The organism is Pseudomonas sp. Mb7 (genome assembly GCF_054790525.1).
On record NZ_CP186501.1, the window covers coordinates 758229 to 775703 of the forward strand.

Annotated in this window: 16 protein-coding genes and 1 tRNA gene; 13 read left to right on the forward strand and 4 right to left on the reverse strand. The window is 58.1% G+C overall.

The annotated features are described in order from the left end of the window. The first annotated feature begins 56 nt into the window (after positions 1–56). From rpoE to ACOYXH_RS03500, 4 genes are all read left to right on the forward strand, one after another. Positions 57–638 carry an RNA polymerase sigma factor RpoE gene (rpoE, locus tag ACOYXH_RS03485; RefSeq protein WP_003172477.1) on the forward strand — a complete coding sequence of 194 codons (582 nt, stop codon included), beginning with the start codon at positions 57–59 and terminating at the stop codon, positions 636–638. Positions 639–668: 30 nt separating this feature from the next. Next, the gene (locus ACOYXH_RS03490) at positions 669–1256 is read left to right on the forward strand and encodes a sigma-E factor negative regulatory protein (RefSeq protein ID WP_034153146.1); all 588 of its coding nucleotides are present in this window, start codon (positions 669–671) and stop codon (positions 1254–1256) included. An 8-nt stretch (positions 1257–1264) separates the two neighbouring features. Further along, positions 1265–2230 carry a MucB/RseB C-terminal domain-containing protein gene (locus ACOYXH_RS03495; RefSeq protein WP_093438329.1) on the forward strand — a complete coding sequence of 322 codons (966 nt, stop codon included), beginning with the start codon at positions 1265–1267 and terminating at the stop codon, positions 2228–2230. Between the two features lie 210 nt (positions 2231–2440). Continuing rightward, on the forward strand, positions 2441–3874 hold the full coding sequence (locus tag ACOYXH_RS03500; protein ID WP_034153148.1) for a DegQ family serine endoprotease: 1434 nt from the start codon (positions 2441–2443) through the stop codon (positions 3872–3874). Positions 3875–3956: 82 nt separating this feature from the next. On the opposite strand, the gene ACOYXH_RS03505 is transcribed toward ACOYXH_RS03500, so the two are convergent. After that, a complete protein-coding gene (locus tag ACOYXH_RS03505; RefSeq protein WP_034153149.1) occupies positions 3957–5390 on the reverse strand; it encodes a M48 family metalloprotease in 1434 nt (477 codons plus the stop codon). 98 nt (positions 5391–5488) lie between these two features. Between ACOYXH_RS03505 and ACOYXH_RS03510 the strand changes: the two genes are divergently transcribed. Continuing rightward, positions 5489–5728: a sulfurtransferase TusA family protein gene (locus tag ACOYXH_RS03510; protein ID WP_007911399.1), complete on the forward strand. Its 240-nt coding sequence runs from the start codon at positions 5489–5491 to the stop codon at positions 5726–5728. A gap of 31 nt (positions 5729–5759) precedes the next feature. Beyond that, a complete protein-coding gene (locus ACOYXH_RS03515) occupies positions 5760–6830 on the forward strand; it encodes an AI-2E family transporter (protein ID WP_095049219.1) in 1071 nt (356 codons plus the stop codon). A 147-nt stretch (positions 6831–6977) separates the two neighbouring features. Here ACOYXH_RS03515 and ACOYXH_RS03520 read toward each other — a convergent pair whose 3' ends face one another. Then, complete coding sequence (locus tag ACOYXH_RS03520; RefSeq protein ID WP_038358361.1) at positions 6978–7451, reverse strand: peroxiredoxin; 474 nt, start codon at positions 7449–7451, stop codon at positions 6978–6980. A gap of 10 nt (positions 7452–7461) precedes the next feature. Then, positions 7462–8022, reverse strand: coding sequence for a glycine cleavage system transcriptional repressor (locus tag ACOYXH_RS03525; protein ID WP_034153153.1), 561 nt, complete (start codon positions 8020–8022; stop codon positions 7462–7464). 330 nt (positions 8023–8352) lie between these two features. On the opposite strand from ACOYXH_RS03525, the gene dapA reads away from it, so the two are divergent. From dapA to ACOYXH_RS03555, 6 genes are all read left to right on the forward strand, one after another. After that, the gene (dapA, locus tag ACOYXH_RS03530) at positions 8353–9231 is read left to right on the forward strand and encodes a 4-hydroxy-tetrahydrodipicolinate synthase (RefSeq protein WP_220558271.1); all 879 of its coding nucleotides are present in this window, start codon (positions 8353–8355) and stop codon (positions 9229–9231) included. Positions 9232–9248: 17 nt separating this feature from the next. Then, positions 9249–10364 (forward strand): outer membrane protein assembly factor BamC, encoded by a 1116-nt coding sequence (gene bamC / locus ACOYXH_RS03535; RefSeq protein WP_093438304.1) that lies wholly within the window; start codon positions 9249–9251, stop codon positions 10362–10364. 6 nt (positions 10365–10370) lie between these two features. Next, the gene (locus tag ACOYXH_RS03540; protein ID WP_095049221.1) at positions 10371–11132 is read left to right on the forward strand and encodes an MBL fold metallo-hydrolase; all 762 of its coding nucleotides are present in this window, start codon (positions 10371–10373) and stop codon (positions 11130–11132) included. 28 nt (positions 11133–11160) lie between these two features. Next, entirely contained in the window at positions 11161–11874 is a 714-nt protein-coding gene (purC, locus tag ACOYXH_RS03545) for a phosphoribosylaminoimidazolesuccinocarboxamide synthase (protein ID WP_007911389.1), read from the forward strand. Positions 11875–11957: 83 nt separating this feature from the next. Beyond that, positions 11958–12047, forward strand: a tRNA-Ser gene (locus ACOYXH_RS03550). 377 nt (positions 12048–12424) lie between these two features. Further along, entirely contained in the window at positions 12425–15925 is a 3501-nt protein-coding gene (locus ACOYXH_RS03555; RefSeq protein ID WP_460410265.1) for a glycosyltransferase, read from the forward strand. A 116-nt stretch (positions 15926–16041) separates the two neighbouring features. Here the strand turns inward: ACOYXH_RS03555 and ACOYXH_RS03560 are convergent, their stop codons facing one another. After that, positions 16042–16233, reverse strand: a complete 192-nt coding sequence (locus tag ACOYXH_RS03560) for a YegP family protein (protein ID WP_095125580.1) — start codon at positions 16231–16233, stop codon at positions 16042–16044. A 276-nt stretch (positions 16234–16509) separates the two neighbouring features. On the opposite strand from ACOYXH_RS03560, the gene ACOYXH_RS03565 reads away from it, so the two are divergent. After that, positions 16510–17475 (forward strand): glycosyltransferase family 2 protein, encoded by a 966-nt coding sequence (locus tag ACOYXH_RS03565; protein ID WP_095125579.1) that lies wholly within the window; start codon positions 16510–16512, stop codon positions 17473–17475.

Here is a 17475-nt window from a genome sequence, read left to right on the forward strand (position 1 = left end):
TGCAAGTCTGGTCGTTTAGTTATGCAAGTCTCCTTCGGGCTTATCGAGGAGTGTTCATGCTAACCCAGGAAGAGGATCAGCAGCTGGTCGAGCGCGTTCAACGCGGCGACAAGCGAGCTTTCGATCTGTTGGTGCTGAAGTATCAGCACAAGATTCTCGGGTTGATCGTGCGTTTCGTGCACGACACCCATGAAGCCCAGGACGTGGCTCAGGAAGCCTTTATCAAGGCATATCGAGCGCTTGGAAACTTTCGCGGCGACAGTGCGTTTTATACGTGGCTGTACCGTATTGCCATTAACACGGCAAAGAATTACCTGGTTTCACGCGGCCGCCGGCCGCCGGATAGCGATGTAAGTTCCGAAGATGCAGAGTTCTACGATGGCGATCATGGCCTCAAGGATCTCGAGTCACCAGAACGTGCACTGCTGCGGGATGAGATCGAAGGCACTGTCCATCGAACCATTCAGCAACTGCCAGAGGATTTGCGTACGGCGTTAACTTTACGTGAATTCGATGGTCTGAGTTACGAGGACATTGCGAGCGTCATGCAATGTCCGGTGGGTACCGTGCGCTCCCGGATTTTCCGCGCCCGGGAGGCCATCGATAAAGCCCTGCAGCCGTTGTTGCAGGAAAACTGAGACAGCGGCGACAGCCAAGAGAGGAACGCCATGAGTCGTGAAGCCCTGCAGGAATCGCTGTCCGCAGTGATGGATAACGAAGCGGACGAACTGGAATTGCGTCGAGTGCTCAATGCACTGGATGATGTTGATACCCGTGAGACCTGGGCTCGTTACCAGATCGCTCGGGCAGCCATGCACAAGGATCTGCTGCTGCCACGTCTGGATATCGCTGCGGCAGTGTCTGCTGCACTGGAAGACGAAACGGCTCCGGCCAAAGTATCTCGCAGCCCATGGCGCAATCTCGGCCGTCTGGCTGTTGCAGCCTCGGTGACTGTTGCCGTTCTCGCCGGTGTTCGCCTGTACAACCAGGACGAAATCGCTGGTGTTGAGCTGGCTCAGCAATCCAATCAGCCAACCTTGGCCACCCCACAGGTCAAAGGTCCGGCTGTTCTGGCAGGCTATAGTGAAAGTTCGGAAGCCACTGGCCCTATGGCCAACGGCGTACTGCAAGGTCAGCCAGGCTGGCATGATCAGCGTCTGCCAGGCTACCTGCGTCAGCACGCACAACAGGCCGCACTGAAAGGCACTGAAAGCGCGTTGCCATACGCACGTGCAGCAAGTCTGGAAAACCGTTAAGGAGGATCATGCGCGCCATACCTCTACTTTCGCTTCTGCTCAGTGGCTGGTTCATAGTTCCAGCCCACGCTGATGAGGCCCAGGACTGGTTGACCCGTCTGGGCCAGGCCGAGCAGCAGCAAAGCTTTCACGGCACTTTCGTATACGAGCGTAACGGTAGCTTTTCTACCCATAACATCTGGCATCGCGTCCAGAATGGCCAGGTTCGCGAGCGTTTACTCCAGCTCGACGGTTCGGCGCAGGAAGTCGTGCGCATTGATGGACACACTCAATGCGTCAGCGGCACCCTGATTGCCGGTCTGGGGGATTCCCCCAACTCAGCCGCTCGTCCTCTCGATCCGCAAAAGCTGAAAAACTGGTATGACCTTGCCGTCATCGGCAAATCGCGCGTGGCTGGGCGAGACGCAGTGATTGTATCGCTGACGCCTCGCGATCAGCATCGTTACGGTTTTGAATTGCATCTGGACAAGAAAACGGGTTTGCCGCTGAAGTCGTTGCTGCTGAACGACAAGGGGCAGTTGCTCGAACGCTTCCAGTTCACCAGTCTCGATACTGACGAAGTCCCGTCGGACAAAGATTTGCAGGCTGATGCCGACTGTAAAGCGATAACGCTCGACAGCGACAAGGCTTCCGCGGTCAAGACCGCTCAGGTCTGGCATTCGGACTGGCTGCCGCCGGGTTTTGAACTGACCAGCAGCACCTCGCACAAGGACCCGGAAACCAAGACTCAGGTCAACAGTTTGCTGTACGACGACGGCTTGGCACGCTTTTCGGTTTTCCTTGAGCCTTTGAACGGCGCAACCGTCACTGACACCCGCACGCAACTGGGTCCAACCGTTGCCGTTTCCCGTCGCCTGACAACGCCTGAAGGCGAGATGATGGTCACTGTGGTTGGTGAGATTCCAATTGGCACTGCCGAACGAATTGCTCTGTCGATGCGAAATACCGATGGCACTGCAACCAGTAAGCAGTGAGCTGATTTCAGTCATTACCACGTCTTCATCGAGACGTAGATGAAATGTTTGCTGAGCATTTTCATTTGCAAATACCCCGAAAATTTTTTATAGGTCAGAGCCTCACGGCTCTGGCCTTGTTTGTTGTTCCCGGAACAAAAATGCCGGTCGGTGGTTTCCGGCGTTCCTTGCTCCATATCGCTTAACCCTGCTCGTCGTAACGGGAGCTGTATGTCGATACCAAGTTTGAAATCCTATCTCTCCATTTTCGCCACTGTGCTGTTGCTCGGTCAGGCGGTGCCTGCGGCGCAAGCGGCCGATCTGCCTGACTTCACCCAATTGGTCGAACAAGCTTCGCCAGCCGTGGTGAACATCAGTACCACGCAGAAACTGCCGGATCGCAAAGTGAACCAGCAGATGCCTGATCTGGAAGGCCTACCGCCGATGCTGCGCGAATTCTTCGAGCGCGGCATGCCGCCTCAGCAGCGTTCGCCGGGCGGTGGTGGTCGTCAGCGTGAAGCGCAGTCGCTGGGTTCGGGCTTCATTATCTCCCCGGATGGCTACATCCTGACCAATAACCACGTAATCGCCGATGCCGACGAGATCCTCGTCCGCCTCGCCGACCGCAGTGAAATGAAAGCCAAGCTGATCGGCACCGATCCACGCTCCGACGTGGCCTTGCTGAAAATCGAAGGCAAGGATCTGCCGGTGCTCAAACTCGGCAAATCCCAGGACTTGAAAGCCGGTCAGTGGGTCGTGGCAATCGGTTCGCCGTTTGGCTTCGACCATACCGTGACTCAAGGCATCGTCAGTGCCGTGGGTCGTAGCCTGCCGAACGAAAACTATGTGCCGTTCATTCAGACCGACGTGCCGATCAACCCAGGCAACTCCGGTGGTCCGCTGTTCAACCTGAACGGTGAAGTGGTCGGCATCAACTCGCAGATCTACACCCGTTCGGGTGGTTTCATGGGCGTGTCGTTCGCGATCCCGATCGACGTGGCGATGGATGTGTCCAATCAGCTGAAGAGCGGTGGCAAAGTCAGCCGCGGCTGGCTGGGCGTGGTCATCCAGGAAGTGAATAAGGATCTGGCCGAGTCGTTCGGCCTGGATAAACCGGCCGGCGCGCTGGTTGCCCAGATTCAGGATGACGGCCCGGCAGCCAAAGGTGGCCTGCAAGTTGGCGACGTGATCCTGAGCATGAATGGTCAGCCGATCGTCATGTCAGCTGATCTGCCGCATCTGGTCGGCGCACTGAAAGCTGGCGCCAAAGCCAATCTGGAAGTGATTCGTGAAGGCAAGCGCAAGAATGTCGAGCTGACGGTTGGCGCGATCCCTGATGAAGACAAAGAGCTGGATGCGCTACCGAAGTCCGGTACTGAAAGCACCAGCAACCGCCTCGGTGTGTCGGTGGGCGAGCTGACCGCCGAGCAGAAGAAAACCTACGACCTCAAAGGTGGTGTGGTGATCAAGGAAGTGCAGGACGGTCCTGCGGCGCTGATTGGTCTGCAGCCAGGTGACGTGATTACGCACCTGAACAACCAGGCCATCGGCTCCACCAAGGAGTTCGGCGAGATCGCCAAGGCACTGCCGAAGAACCGTTCGGTGTCGATGCGCGTTCTGCGTCAAGGTCGTGCAAGCTTCATCACCTTCAAACTGGCTGAATAATCCAGCGCTAAGGTAAAAAAGAAACCGCCTCGAAAGAGGCGGTTTTTTTATGCCTGAAGCTTTTGTCTGGACGGCAGGAGGCTTAGCCCATCATGTCCTTGACCATCCGCTCTTGTTCCATCAGCTCACGCTGGCGGGCATCGATGCGTGAAGACAGCGGGAAGTTACTGCCAGCCTTGCGCTTGGCAAAATCGAGTTGCTGGATCGCCTGGCGATAATCGCCAACCAGCGCGAAATACTCGGCCCGCGCCTGGTGCAGGCCAATGATGTTCCCCGACAAGCCACGGGTTTCGGCGACCTGATACCAGACATCCGGATCATCCGGGCGGGATTTGAGTAATGCTTCCAGCGCCTTCTCGGCATCCGGCGCGCGATTCTGTTTCAGCAGCAGATCCACTCGAACCTGATTCAGCGGATAGTTGCCCGGATATTGTGTAAGCATCCGGTCCACACGGGACTGTGCATCCGGCAAACGATTATTGGTGATGTCCAGATCGACTTGGGCAAGGTTGTAGATGATTTCGTTCGGCGACGTCGCCAGCAATTGCTTGAGATTCTCGCGCGCTTCATTCAACTGGCCACCCTTGATCTGCGCAATCGCCAGACCGTAGCGCGCCACATCGTTCTTCGGGTTTTCATCCAGCTGCGCACGGAAACGCTTGGCGCCCAGACCCGGGGTTTCTTCGTAGATCAACTGCACGCGCGCGCGGATCAATTGATAGCGCTTGGAGTCTTCAATGCCGCCCGGTTTGGCTTGTTCGGCGCGGTTGCGGGTGTCGGCAATACGCGATTCGGTCACCGGGTGAGTCAGCAGGAATTCCGGTGGCTTGGCGTCGAAACGGTATTGACGCATCAGGCGTTCGAACATGGTCGGCATCGAACGCGGGTCATACCCGGCCTTTTCCAGATTGAGGATGCCGATGCGGTCGGCTTCCTGTTCGTTCTGCCGGGAGAAGGTGCGTTGCGACTGAATCGCCGCTGCCTGCGTACCGGCGATGGTCGCAATACCGGCGTCACCGCCACCGGCTGCGGCAATGACGATCCCGGCCAGCAGCGCGGCCATCATCGGTACCTGCATTCGTTGCGATGCCTCGACGCCGCGCGCGAAGTGGCGTTGTGACAAGTGCGCCAGTTCGTGCGCCAGTACCGATGCGTATTCACCCTCGGTCTGCGCATTGAGGAACAAGCCACCATTGACCCCGACCACGCCACCCGGCGCCGCGAAGGCGTTGAGCTGCGGGCTGTTGATCAGAATGAATTCAAGGCGTCGGTCAGTGACTTGACTGGTCTCCACCAGCTTATAGACGCTGGATTCGACGTAGTCCTTGAGCTGCGGATCGTTGAGCTGTGAAACCTGGCTGCGCAACATCGCCAGCCAGGCGCGGCCAAGCTGGTATTCCTGTTGCGGCGAGACAATGGCAGAACTGGCGTCGCCAAGTGACGGCAGATCGTCGGCAAAGCCTGGTGAGGCGAGCAGGCAAGCGAGCGTCAGCAGGGTAGGGCGCAGAAAAGTCATGCACAAAGCCTTAGAAGACAAAGACCTTACTGTAGCCGGACACCGATGCTGCGACCAGATATTCTAGGCTGCTCGAAGACCTGAACCGGAGTGACGCAATGACTGACGCTGTAGCCCATGACGTGGAACTGGACGCCAGTGGCCTGAATTGTCCGTTGCCGTTGCTCAAGGCGAAAATGGAGCTGAACAAGCTTCAGAGTGGCGCCGTCCTCAAGGTGATCGCCACTGATGCGGGCTCGCAACGCGACTTTCGCACCTTTGCCAAATTGGCCGGTCATACGCTGCTGCGCGAAGAAGACGAAGCAGGTGTCTACCGTTACTGGTTGAAAAAGGCCTGAAATCGACAGCGTTACAATCTAAGGATTATTGATGTTCAAAGTGTTACGCGACTGGATTCAGCGCTATTTCTCCGATGAGGAAGCGGTGGTGCTGGCGGTGCTGCTGTTTCTCGCCTTCACGGCCGTGCTCACCCTCGGCGGCATGCTTGCGCCGGTATTGGCGGGGATGGTGCTGGCGTATCTCATGCAGGGCCTGGTGGTCACGCTCGAGCGTCTGCGCGTGCCGGGTGGTGTGGCGGTAGGATTGGTGTTCGCGCTGTTCATGGGCGTGCTGATGCTGTTTATCCTCGTGGTGTTGCCGCTGCTCTGGCATCAGTTGATCACCCTGTTCAATGAGTTGCCGGGCATGCTCGCCAAATGGCAGTCGCTGCTGTTGCTGCTGCCGGAACGCTATCCGCACCTGGTGTCCGATGAGCAAGTGTTGCAGGCGATCGAGGCGGCGCGTGGCGAGATCGGCAAGTTCGGCCAGTGGGCTCTGACATTCTCTCTGTCGAGTTTGCCGCTGCTGGTGAACATCATGATCTATCTGGTACTGGTGCCGATTCTGGTGTTCTTCTTCCTCAAGGACCGGGCCATGATCGGCGAATGGGTGCGTGGCTACTTGCCGCGTGAGCGCGCGCTGATCACTCGGGTTGCGCAGGAGATGAACCGGCAGATTGCCAACTACATTCGCGGCAAGGTCATCGAAATCGTGATTTGTGGCGGCGTGACCTACATCGCGTTTGCCGCCCTCGGACTCAACTATGCGGCGCTGCTGGCGTTGCTGGTCGGTGTGTCGGTGGTGGTGCCGTATGTCGGTGCCGTGGTGGTGACCGTGCCGGTGCTGCTGATTGCGCTGTTCCAGTGGGGCTGGAGCGATCAGTTCATTTATCTGATGGCGGTCTACGGGATCATTCAGACACTGGATGGCAATGTGCTGGTGCCGCTGCTGTTCTCGGAGGCGGTCAATTTGCACCCGGTGGCAATCATCTGTGCAGTGCTGTTGTTTGGCGGGTTGTGGGGATTCTGGGGGGTGTTCTTTGCGATCCCGCTGGCGACCCTATTCAAGGCAGTGCTGGATGCGTGGCCGCGCAAGGAGCCGGTGGTGGCGCCGCTGCTGTAGCGATTGATCCAGATTGTTCGGTGCGGCTTAAGGCCTCATCGCCGGCAAGCCAGCTCCCACAGGGTTTTCGGTGCACACAAAACCTGTGGGAGCTGGCTTGCCAGCGATGGCGTCAGAGAAGACGCCAGAGAAGACGCCAGAGAAACATCAGGCCTTGTTCAAATTCTGCGCAGCAGCCAAAACAGCATCCACATGCCCCGGCACTTTCACACCACGCCATTCCTGACGCAGCACACCGTCCTTATCAATAAGGAACGTGCTGCGATCAACGCCCAGGTATTCCTTGCCGTACAGCTTCTTCAGCTTGATCACGTCGAACAATTGGCAGACGGCTTCGTCCTTGTCGCTGATCAGCTCAAAGGGAAACTCCTGCTTGCACTTGAAGTTCTCGTGGGACTTCAGGCTGTCACGGGAGATACCGAAAATCTCGGTATTGGCGGCCTTGAAGGCGGCGTACTGATCACGAAAGCCCTGGCCTTCTGTGGTGCAACCCGGGGTGCTGTCCTTCGGATAGAAATAGATCACCACTTGTTTGCCCTTTAGGGCAGACAGGCTGACAGTCTGCCCGCTGGTGGCAGGTGCTTCGAAATCGGCAACCGGTTGGTCGATGACAACAGCCATGAAAGCTTCCTTACATTGGGTTCTGTGGGCGCCAAGGCTCGATCAGTGCGTCCAGGTTCATCGCGTCGGAGAAGTCGAGAAACTGGTCGCGCAGCCAGCTGATCTGGGTGCCGGCGGGCAGGGTCACGGTAAATGTGGCGTTGAGCATGGTGCCGCCGGTCTGCGGCGCCTGATACGTGTCGCAGGTCAGGTTTTCCAGTTCGACGTTGTGATCCATGAAGAACTGGCACAGCTCATTGATGATGTCCGGGCGATATGCCGAGCTGACATACGCCACATACGGCAGGGCCTGCGGACGATTTTCCAGCGGCGCGCTGCGCACCACGTTGGCGGTAAAGGCGTGTTTCTTGGCCAGACCCGGCAAGCTGCCTTCCAGGCGGGCGAGGGCATCCCAACTGCCGGAGACCTCGAGGACCAAAGCGCTGCACTCGCCGTGGCGAGTCAGGCGTGAAGTAACCACGGCGCAGCGATTTTCATGGCTGGCGCGGCACAGGACGTTAGTCAGCTCCATGGGGTTGGCGCCGAGGGCACTGATGACAAGGAATTGTTCGCGAACTGTGGGGGTGGACATGCAGCATTCCTAAAGCGATGAGCGGTCGGTAGGTTTACGGGCGTTGGCCACCGGGGAGTGCCTGTTCTGGCTGTCCGTACAAAGAGGCCCGGCAAGCGCTCGCGGCTCGCTCCACTATAGCGGGAGCGCGTCGATGCGACGCAGGAACGGGGTCTGGGAGGCCGTAAAGGGAGGCTGGAACCCGGCGTACAAGCTGATCAGTACCGATCAAAGTCTGAAGGGTAGCGAAAAGCGGCGCCAAGGGGAATGGCGGCAGCGCAGTACTTCGCTTGTGCAAGCATCTTGGCGCCAGTACCATTACCGCTCTCTTTTTCCGGCAGGAGCGGTTTCATGATTGCGGGCAGTATGGTGGCACTGGTCACTCCCATGGATGCACAAGGGCGTCTTGACTGGGACAGCCTCAGCAAACTCGTGGACTTCCATCTCAAGAACGGCACCCATGCCATTGTCGCGGTCGGTACTACCGGCGAGTCGGCAACCCTTGATGTAGAAGAACACATCGCCGTCATCAAAGCCGTGGTCAAACAGGTTGCCGGGCGCATTCCGGTCATCGCCGGCACTGGCGCCAACTCGACCCGCGAAGCTGTCGAGCTGACCCGCAACGCCAAGGAAGCCGGGGCCGATGCCTGCCTGCTGGTGGTTCCGTACTACAACAAGCCGACTCAGGAAGGTCTGTACCAGCACTTCAAGCACATCGCTGAAGCGGTCGACATTCCGCAGATTCTCTACAACGTTCCTGGCCGCACGTCTTGCGACATGCAAGCCGAGACCGTGATTCGCCTGTCCACCGTGCCGAACATCATCGGTATCAAGGAAGCCACTGGCGACCTGAAACGCGCCAAAGCGATTATCGATGGTGTGAACAAGGATTTCATCGTGCTGTCCGGCGATGATCCGACCGCCGTTGAGCTGATCCTGCTGGGTGGCAAAGGCAACATCTCTGTAACCGCCAACGTCGCGCCACGCGAAATGGCCGATCTGTGCGAGGCCGCGCTCAAGGGCGACGCCGACACCGCACGGGCGATCAACGAAAAACTGATGCCACTGCACAAAGACCTGTTCATCGAAGCCAACCCGATTCCGGTGAAGTGGGCTTTGGTGGAAATGGGCCTGATGCATCAAGGCATCCGCCTGCCACTGACCTGGCTGAGCACACCTTGTCACGAAACGCTCCGCTCGGCCCTGCGCCAGTGCAGCGTCCTGGTTTAATTGAGGAAATACAACGCATGAAGCGAATGGCCGGACTTTCCGCACTTGCCTTGATTATCTCCAGCACCAGCGGCTGCGGATGGGTCTGGGGGCCGGAAGGTTATTTCCGCGACCGTGGTAGCGATTACCTGCAAGCGCAACAGACTGCACCAATGCAACTGCCACCGGAAGTCAGCACTTCCAAGCGTCTGGATCCGCTGTTGCCGATCCCGCGTAACGTTGCTGATGACACCGAGAAGGGCGAATACATTGTGCCGCGTCCTCAGCCGCTGTCGGCCGTTGCCGATGCCAGCGATTACTCGCTGCAGAAGAGCGGTGACTCCCGCTGGGTCGTGGCCCAGCACCCACCGGCCGAAGTCTGGCCAGTGGCGGTGCAGTTCTTCCAGGACAACGGTTTCCGTCTGGATGAACAGCGCCCGCAGACCGGCGAGTTCACCACCACCTGGCAGCATTCCGACGAACTGTCCGCGGCCATGGCCAAGCGCCTGAGCGCAGCCGGCATCGCCAGCGACAGCGAAACCCGCGTGCGTGTGCGGATCGAGCCGGGCGTGCAGCGCAACACCAGTGAAATCTACGTGGTCAGCGCCGAGCGTCCAGCCGGCAGCACGGCCGATGTGGCCTTCACCAACCGTTCGGTCAACACTGGCCTGGACGCAGCGCTGGTCGACGACATGCTCGCGAGCATGAGCCGGATCTCCGAGAAGGGCGGCTCGGTGTCGATGCTGGCCTCGCGTGATTTCGATACGCCAAGCCGTGTCAGCCTCAGCGAAGACGGCAGCGGCAACCCGGTGTTGAACGTCGGTAACGATCTGGACCGTGCCTGGTCGAGCGTTGGCCGTGCACTGGAACAAGGCGAATGGCGCGTTGAAGACATCAACCGTAGCCTGGGCCTGTACTACATCAACCTGGCCGAAAAAGCCGAGAAGAAAGACGACAAGCCTGGTTTCTTCAGCAGCCTGTTCGGCAGTGCGCCGAGCAAGGAAGAAGTTGAAGCCCGTGCCGAGCGTTATCAGGTTCGCCTGAGCAAGGTTGGCGAGAACATTCAGGTGACCGTCGAGAAAAACATCAACACCGTCGCGCCGGCTGAAGTGGCACGCAAAGTGTTGAGCGTGATTCAGGACAACCTGGGCTGATCAACCATGCGTTTTGCCGTTCTCGGCAGCGGTAGCCAAGGGAACGGCACGCTGATCGCCAGTGCTGATACGTATGTGCTGGTGGATTGTGGTTTTTCCCTGCGGGAAACCGAAAAACGCCTGTTGCGCCTGGGTGTGACCCCGGCGCAACTGAGCGCGATACTCGTAACCCACGAACATGCCGACCACGTGCATGGCGTGGGTTTACTGTCTCGGCGCTACAATCTACCGGTCTACCTCAGTCGCGGCACACTGCGCGGGATGCGCAAACCGATTGAACCCGCAGGCTTTCTGGCCGGCGGCGAGCAACTGCAGATCGGTGCACTGAGCATCGGGGTCATTGCCGTGGCCCATGATGCGCAGGAACCGACCCAGTACGTCTTCAGTGATCACCAGCAGCGGCGCTTCGGCCTGCTGACCGACCTGGGTTCCTACTGCGAGCGGGTGCTGGATGGTTATCGGGACCTCGATGCGTTGATGATCGAGTCCAACCACTGTCGCGATATGCTGGCCCGTGGTCATTACCCGTACTTTCTCAAGCAGCGGGTGGGCGGCGAGCTGGGACATTTGAACAACCATCAGGCGGCATTCCTGGTGTCCGAGTTGGGCTGGCAGGGCTTGCAACACCTGGTCCTGGCCCATCTGAGCAGCAAGAACAACCTGCCGCAGTTGGCCCGGCAATGTTTTGTCGACACCCTCGGGTGCGACCCGGACTGGCTGCAACTGGCCGATCAAGATTCAGGGCTCGACTGGCGCCACATCGCCTAGCCCACCTACTTAGCAAGCGGAGCCCATCATGGAAAAACGTGAAGAACTCTACCGCGGCAAAGCCAAATCGGTTTACAAGACCGACGACGCTGACCGCTTGATCCTGCTGTTTCGCAACGACACCTCGGCGTTCGACGGCAAGCGTATCGAGCAGCTCGACCGCAAAGGCATGGTCAACAACAAGTTCAATGCCTTCATCATGCAGAAACTCGAAGCGGCCGGCGTACCGACCCAATTCGACAAACTGCTGGCCGACAATGAAGTCCTGGTGAAGAAACTCGACATGATCCCGGTCGAGTGCGTCGTGCGTAACTACGCTGCCGGTAGTCTGGTCAAGCGTCTGGGCGTCGAAGAGGGCCTGAAGCTCAATCCTTACACCTTCGAACTGTTCCTGAAGGACGACGCCAAGGGCGACCCGTTCATCAACGAATCCCACGTCGTGGCATTCGGTTGGGGCACCGCCGAGCAACTGGTGCGCATGAAAGAACTGTCGCTCAAGGTCAACGAAGTCCTGACCAAGCTGTTCGACGACGCTGGCCTGCTGCTGGTCGACTTCAAGCTTGAGTTCGGCGTGTTCAGCGACGGCTCCATCGTCCTCGGTGACGAGTTCAGCCCGGACGGCTGCCGTCTGTGGGACAAGGACACCAAGAAGAAGATGGACAAAGACCGCTTCCGTCAGGGCCTCGGTGACGTTATCGAAGCCTACGAAGAAGTCGCCAATCGTCTGGGTGTACCGCTTTAATCGACGCAAGCATCTGATAGCACGAAGAAAATTTCGAAAGAGGGTTTGCTTTCGGTAAAAGTGTTGTTATGATGCGCGCCGTTGGAGAGATGCCAGAGTGGCCGAATGGGACGGATTCGAAATCCGTTGTACCTTCACCGGTACCTAGGGTTCGAATCCCTATCTCTCCGCCATTACATAGAAAAAGCCCCGTAGATGAAAATCTACGGGGCTTTTTTGTTTCTGCGAATTCAGCATTCGTTGCGATAGCGCTGAAGCGCGTCGTGCATGGTGAGGGCCTCGGCAGAGAGGCAATTTAAGTAAACACAGCCTCTGCCGACATTAGAGACACAACGCTCACAGGACTCACCGACCCATTTAGAGCCGCGCTCGCAGAGTAGGGGCTGTCATTATTGGCCAGCGATCGGCCGCCAAATCACACCTGTCGTCGTTTATCCTCTGTCCAGTCATGAGGCCAGCGCTCTCACTAAAGTGGATACTTGCTCACCTCGGCCGTGAAAGGCGCATCCAGCGAGTTCCAGCCACGCTCCCTATTTGAATTGGTTTGAATATGAAAATTCCACCATCAGCCCAAGGTGCTCACCGCGTTTCTGAACGTCAGTCCGTCAGGTCAGGCAGCAGCGCCGCACCCCACGTCGAAGACTGCGAAGTGCTGGTTGCGCAGCCGCCAGCGTTCGAGGATGGCGAGCCGCCAGTCGGCGTGGTTATCCATGCGTATTACCCCGAGGTGCTGAAAGATATCCTGCGCCGTTTGATTAAACTGACTGAACGCCTGCACCTCTACGTAACCTGCGTAGCCGGTCGTGAAGATGAGATCTGTGCTCAGCTGACGGCCAGCACATTGAGTTTTTCGCTATACCGGGTGCCGAATCACGGCAGGGATGTTTTGCCGTTTCTGCGGGTGCTGCCGTTCTTGCGTGCCGACAATATCCGCACGCTGGTCAAGCTGCACACCAAGCGTTCGCTGCACTTGGGCGGGGCGATCGATTGGGGCGTTGAACTATTCGATGATCTGCTGGGCCCGGTACGATTCAGTCGAGCGCTGGAACACCTTGCCGACCCGGTGCATGTGCCGATGCTGGGTCCTCAGCGATACCTGGTGCCAGTCACCCGATTCCTCAGCGAAAGCAACCGCGCCTTGCTTGTCACCTTGGCCGAGCGTGGCGGTATTGAGGCGCAGGGCATCAACGAAGCGGATTATTTTGCCGGCACCATGTTCTTTGCGCGCATTGAAGTGTTTGCGCCTTTGGAGCGGATTCAACTGACGGGCAGCGATTTCGAAGTTGAAAGTGGCCAGCTCGACGGTACCCTGGCACACACGTTAGAGCGGTTTTTCGGCGTTCTGGCGAATGTTGGCCGGCAGCAGCGCAATATCGACCTTTATCAGCGCTGGCTGGCGAGTCGGCAACTGGCCGCCGTCGAGGTCGAAGGTTTGCCCGCGCGACTGGCGAGCTGGCCGCGGCAACCGGACGTGTTGTTGGTGTTGACCGACACTACGGGTGATATCGGACTGTTGCGTTCCAGCTTGGAAAGCATTGACCGCCAGCTTTATCGGGCGGCGGCCATCGTGGTGCTCTCCAATGCCGAACCTGTAGGCGTGACGCCGGCCGATAATCTGGTCTGGCTGCCGTTGGCCGAATCCTGGCCGAGCCAGCTCAATGAACTGTTGCAGGAGATCGACGTTGACTGGTGGTACCTTTTGCGTGGCGGAGACGAACTGGATCCCCACGCGCTGCTTTTGCTCGCCGAAGGCATCGCGCTCAATCCCGGTGTCAGCGCATGCTACAGCGATGAAGACTCACTGACCGCTGAAGGCTGCCAGAGTCCGGTATTCAAGCCGGATTTGAATCTGGATATGTTGCGCAGTTATCCCTATGTCGGCCGCGCACTGGCTTTCAGTCGCGAGGCCGCGCTGTCTGCCGACGGCTTTGATCCCGCCTTCAGCGAACTGGCGCCCCATGATTTGCTTTTTCGGCTGATTGAAACTCACGGTCTGGGCACTGTCGGGCACCTCGCGGATGTGCTGGTGCATCAGGCCATCAATTTCCCTCAGTGGCTCGGTGAACCGCAAGTCATCGTGAACTCGGCAGCCATCGTCGGGGCGCACTTGCAGCGCCTGGGCGTGGCGCATGAGCTGCTGGCCGGACCTTTGCCAATGGCTAATCGTGTGGTCTACCAACATGCGGAACAGCCGCTGGTGTCGATCCTCATTCCCACCAAGGACTGCCTGCCGATGCTGCTGCGCTGCATCGAAAGCATCATGGAGAAAACCAGCTACACGAATTACGAACTGATCATCGTCGACAACAACAGCGAAACAGCCGAGGCCCGGGACTGGTTCAACGGTATGGAGCTGTTGAACAATCCCAAGGTGCGCATCCTGCGTTATCCGCACCCGTTCAACTATTCGGCGATCAATAATTTTGCTGCTAGTCATGCCCGCGGCGATTACCTGGTGCTGCTCAACAATGACACGGCGATCATTGATGGCGACTGGCTTGGTGCACTGCTCCATCACGCCCAGCGGCCAGAAGTGGGGATAGTGGGCGCCAAACTGTTATTCCTCGACGGGACTGTTCAGCATGCAGGTGTGGTTCTCGGGTTGCGTGGTGTTGCAGACCACCCGTTTATCGGCGATTCAATGCAGTCCAACGGCTACCTTCACCGCTTGCATCTTGATCAGAACTACAGCGCGGTCACCGCCGCCTGCCTGATGATCAGCACCGAGCTGTACCAGCAAGTGGGGGGGATGGACGAGGTCGGCCTGGCCGTTTCCTTTAACGATGTGGATCTGTGCCTGAAAGTCGGCCAGGCTGGACGGCTGATTGTCTGGACGCCTTATGCGCTGCTCGTTCACGAAGCCAGTGTGAGCCAGAACAACGTCGACACGACCAAGGAGGAAGCCAAGCGCAAACGATTCAAGGGCGAACAGTCGGTGATGTACCAACGTTGGCTTGCGCAAATCGCCAACGATCCGGCCTACAACCGCAACCTGACCCTGGAGGGTAGTGGCTTCTCCTCCAAATACCGCACCGACACTGATTGGCACCCGTTTGCCAGTCGTGAATTGCCTCACGTGCTGTGCCACCCTCTCGACTCTTTCGGCAGCGGACACTACCGCGTGCGTCAGCCTTTCGCTGCCCTGAAAGCCGCGCAGCTGATCGGCGGAACGGTGAGCAACGAGGGACTGCAACCGACAGAACTGGAGCGCATTGCGCCGGACACGATCATTTTCCAGGGACAGCACACAACGCCTCATCTGGAGTACATGCAGGACACCAAGGCATTCTCCAGGGCGTTCAAGATTTACGAGCTGGATGACTATATTCTTGACGTGCCCGCTGGCAACTTGAACCACGAATTGCTGCCCAAAGACATCACCAAACGCTTGAAGAAAGCCGTAGGGCTGTGCGATCGGTTGGTGGTGTCTACCGAGCCGCTGGCCAATGCGCTGAAGGGGTTCAATGCCGACATCCGGGTGATGGAAAACCGTCTGCCGAGCCATTGGTGGAGCGACCTGACCAGCCAGCGCCAACAAGGCCGCAAGCCTCGGGTTGGCTGGGCCGGCGGCTCGAGTCACTGCGCCGATCTGCAAGTCCTTGCCGAAGTGGTTCGTGCGCTGGAAGGAGAAGTTGAATGGGTGTTCATGGGGATGTGCCCACCAGCACTGCGTCCCTATGTCCATGAGTTCCATAGGGGGGTGAGTATCGAAAAATACCCGCAAAGACTGGCTGAGCTGAACCTCGACCTGGCTTTGGCACCTCTGAAAGACAACTTTTTCAACGCCTGCAAAAGCAATTTGCGCTTGTTGGAATATGGCGCCTGTGGTTTCCCCGTGATCTGCTCGGACATCCCTTGTTATCGTGGTGATTTCCCGGTGACGAGGGTCAGGAACCGTTCGCAAGACTGGATTGCCGCTATTCGCGAACATCTGGCTGAACCCGATGCCAGCGCCAAGGCTGGAGACGCCCTGCGCAGCGTTGTACTCAATCAGTGGATGCTCAAGGACGAACATCTGTTGGCGTGGCGAAACGCCTGGCTGGCGGACTGAAGATGAAGCCTGGGTTGCGCTGACTGCATTCAGGTCTTTTGCTACCGGCTCGGAAAAAAGCCTCACAGCCTTAAAACTGTGGGGCTTTTTCATATCTGCTGGACCGTGCAGAGCGGCTAGATCTCCTTGACCGGCGTCTCCCCCTGCACAGCCTTGATCAACCCGATCACGTGCATGCAATCCGCCTTGTTCACATACGACTCGCCACTGGCGATGGTCTCGTGGTTACCCGCCCGCAATCTCCAGCGCCATTGTCCTTTGCCGGTGCTCGGGGTGCCTCTGGATTGCCTGTAAATCTCGAAATACATTCAGTTCGCTCCATGCGATTCATTGTGCGACAGCCGGTGTGGCGCATGCTCGCAAGCCTAGCGCAGACGGTTTTTTTGGCTATCGGACATTTGTTTCCAATCGTTCGCGGATGTTTCTGAAGGACGCGGGCTAGAGCGCAGCAATAGGCCTGTGGATTGGCCAAAATGACGCCGTCTGATCCTTGCAACACCGTCGACGCTGCTGCTTAATACGGGACGGCTCATGGCGTCGAATATTGTTCGGTGACCGACAAACACTATAAGAAGAGCACTCCTTTGATTGAGCACGGAAAGCAACAGGCCGGGCTGGTGACGTTATCGCTGGTGGTCCCCGTTTTTAACGAAGAGGACAGCCTCGACACGTTTCTGCGGCGAATCAATCAAGTCTTTCAGACGCAGGCGTTGATCGACCTTGAACTGGTGTTCGTCAACGACGGCAGTACCGATGCCACGCTTGAGCGCCTGCTTGAACATCAGCGGGACGATGCGCGTCTGCGTATCGTCGATTTGAGCCGCAACTTCGGCAAAGAAGCAGCGTTGTCCGCCGGTTTGCAGATCGCGACCGGGCAGATCGTGGTGCCGATCGACGCTGATCTGCAAGACCCGCCCGAGGTCATTGTGCAGATGATCGAGCGCTGGCGAGAAGGCTTTGAAGTGGTGCTCGGTCATCGCATCAGCCGTCGCAGCGACACCTGGGCCAAGCAGACATCAGCGCACTGGTTCTACCGCCTGCACAACAAGATCGCCGAACAGCCTTTGCCCGAGAATGTCGGCGATTTTCGTCTGATGGATCGCTGCGTGGTCGATGCCTTGCTGACCCTGCCGGAATCCCGGCGCTTCATGAAAGGCCTGTTCGCCTGGGTCGGCTTTCGCACCACCCACGTCGATTACGAGCGCCCGGAGCGCGTGGCGGGGCAGAGCAAGTTCAATGGCTGGCGCCTGTGGAACTTTGCGCTGGAAGGCATCACCAGTTTCAGCACTGAACCGTTGCGGATCTGGACGTATGTCGGCGCATTGGTGTCGCTGGTGTCTTTTGCCTTCGCCATGTTCATTGTCGTGCGCACGCTGATTCACGGTGTCGACCTGCCCGGTTATGCCTCGCTGATGGTGGCCGTGACCTTTCTCGGTGGACTGCAATTGATCGGCATCGGTGTGCTCGGTGAGTACCTGGGCCGCACGTATATCGAATCCAAACGCCGGCCGGTTTTTCTGGTGCGTCGCGTCTATGACCCCAAGGACTGA

Bases quoted from the DNA above. Each gene is read 5' to 3' on its own strand.
- ACOYXH_RS03510 (WP_007911399.1), top strand. From the start codon at position 5,489: ATGACTGACGCTGTAGCCCATGACGTGGAACTGGACGCCAGTGGCCTG.
- ACOYXH_RS03560 (WP_095125580.1), bottom strand. From the start codon at position 16,233: ATGTATTTCGAGATTTACAGGCAATCCAGAGGCACCCCGAGCACCGGC.
- ACOYXH_RS03520 (WP_038358361.1), bottom strand. From the start codon at position 7,451: ATGGCTGTTGTCATCGACCAACCGGTTGCCGATTTCGAAGCACCTGCC.
- ACOYXH_RS03500 (WP_034153148.1), top strand. From the start codon at position 2,441: ATGTCGATACCAAGTTTGAAATCCTATCTCTCCATTTTCGCCACTGTG.
- bamC (WP_093438304.1), top strand. From the start codon at position 9,249: ATGAAGCGAATGGCCGGACTTTCCGCACTTGCCTTGATTATCTCCAGC.
- dapA (WP_220558271.1), top strand. From the start codon at position 8,353: ATGATTGCGGGCAGTATGGTGGCACTGGTCACTCCCATGGATGCACAA.
- ACOYXH_RS03515 (WP_095049219.1), top strand. From the start codon at position 5,760: ATGTTCAAAGTGTTACGCGACTGGATTCAGCGCTATTTCTCCGATGAG.
- rpoE (WP_003172477.1), top strand. From the start codon at position 57: ATGCTAACCCAGGAAGAGGATCAGCAGCTGGTCGAGCGCGTTCAACGC.
- ACOYXH_RS03555 (WP_460410265.1), top strand. From the start codon at position 12,425: ATGAAAATTCCACCATCAGCCCAAGGTGCTCACCGCGTTTCTGAACGT.
- ACOYXH_RS03540 (WP_095049221.1), top strand. From the start codon at position 10,371: ATGCGTTTTGCCGTTCTCGGCAGCGGTAGCCAAGGGAACGGCACGCTG.
- ACOYXH_RS03505 (WP_034153149.1), bottom strand. From the start codon at position 5,390: ATGACTTTTCTGCGCCCTACCCTGCTGACGCTCGCTTGCCTGCTCGCC.
- ACOYXH_RS03525 (WP_034153153.1), bottom strand. From the start codon at position 8,022: ATGTCCACCCCCACAGTTCGCGAACAATTCCTTGTCATCAGTGCCCTC.
- purC (WP_007911389.1), top strand. From the start codon at position 11,161: ATGGAAAAACGTGAAGAACTCTACCGCGGCAAAGCCAAATCGGTTTAC.
- ACOYXH_RS03490 (WP_034153146.1), top strand. From the start codon at position 669: ATGAGTCGTGAAGCCCTGCAGGAATCGCTGTCCGCAGTGATGGATAAC.
- ACOYXH_RS03495 (WP_093438329.1), top strand. From the start codon at position 1,265: ATGCGCGCCATACCTCTACTTTCGCTTCTGCTCAGTGGCTGGTTCATA.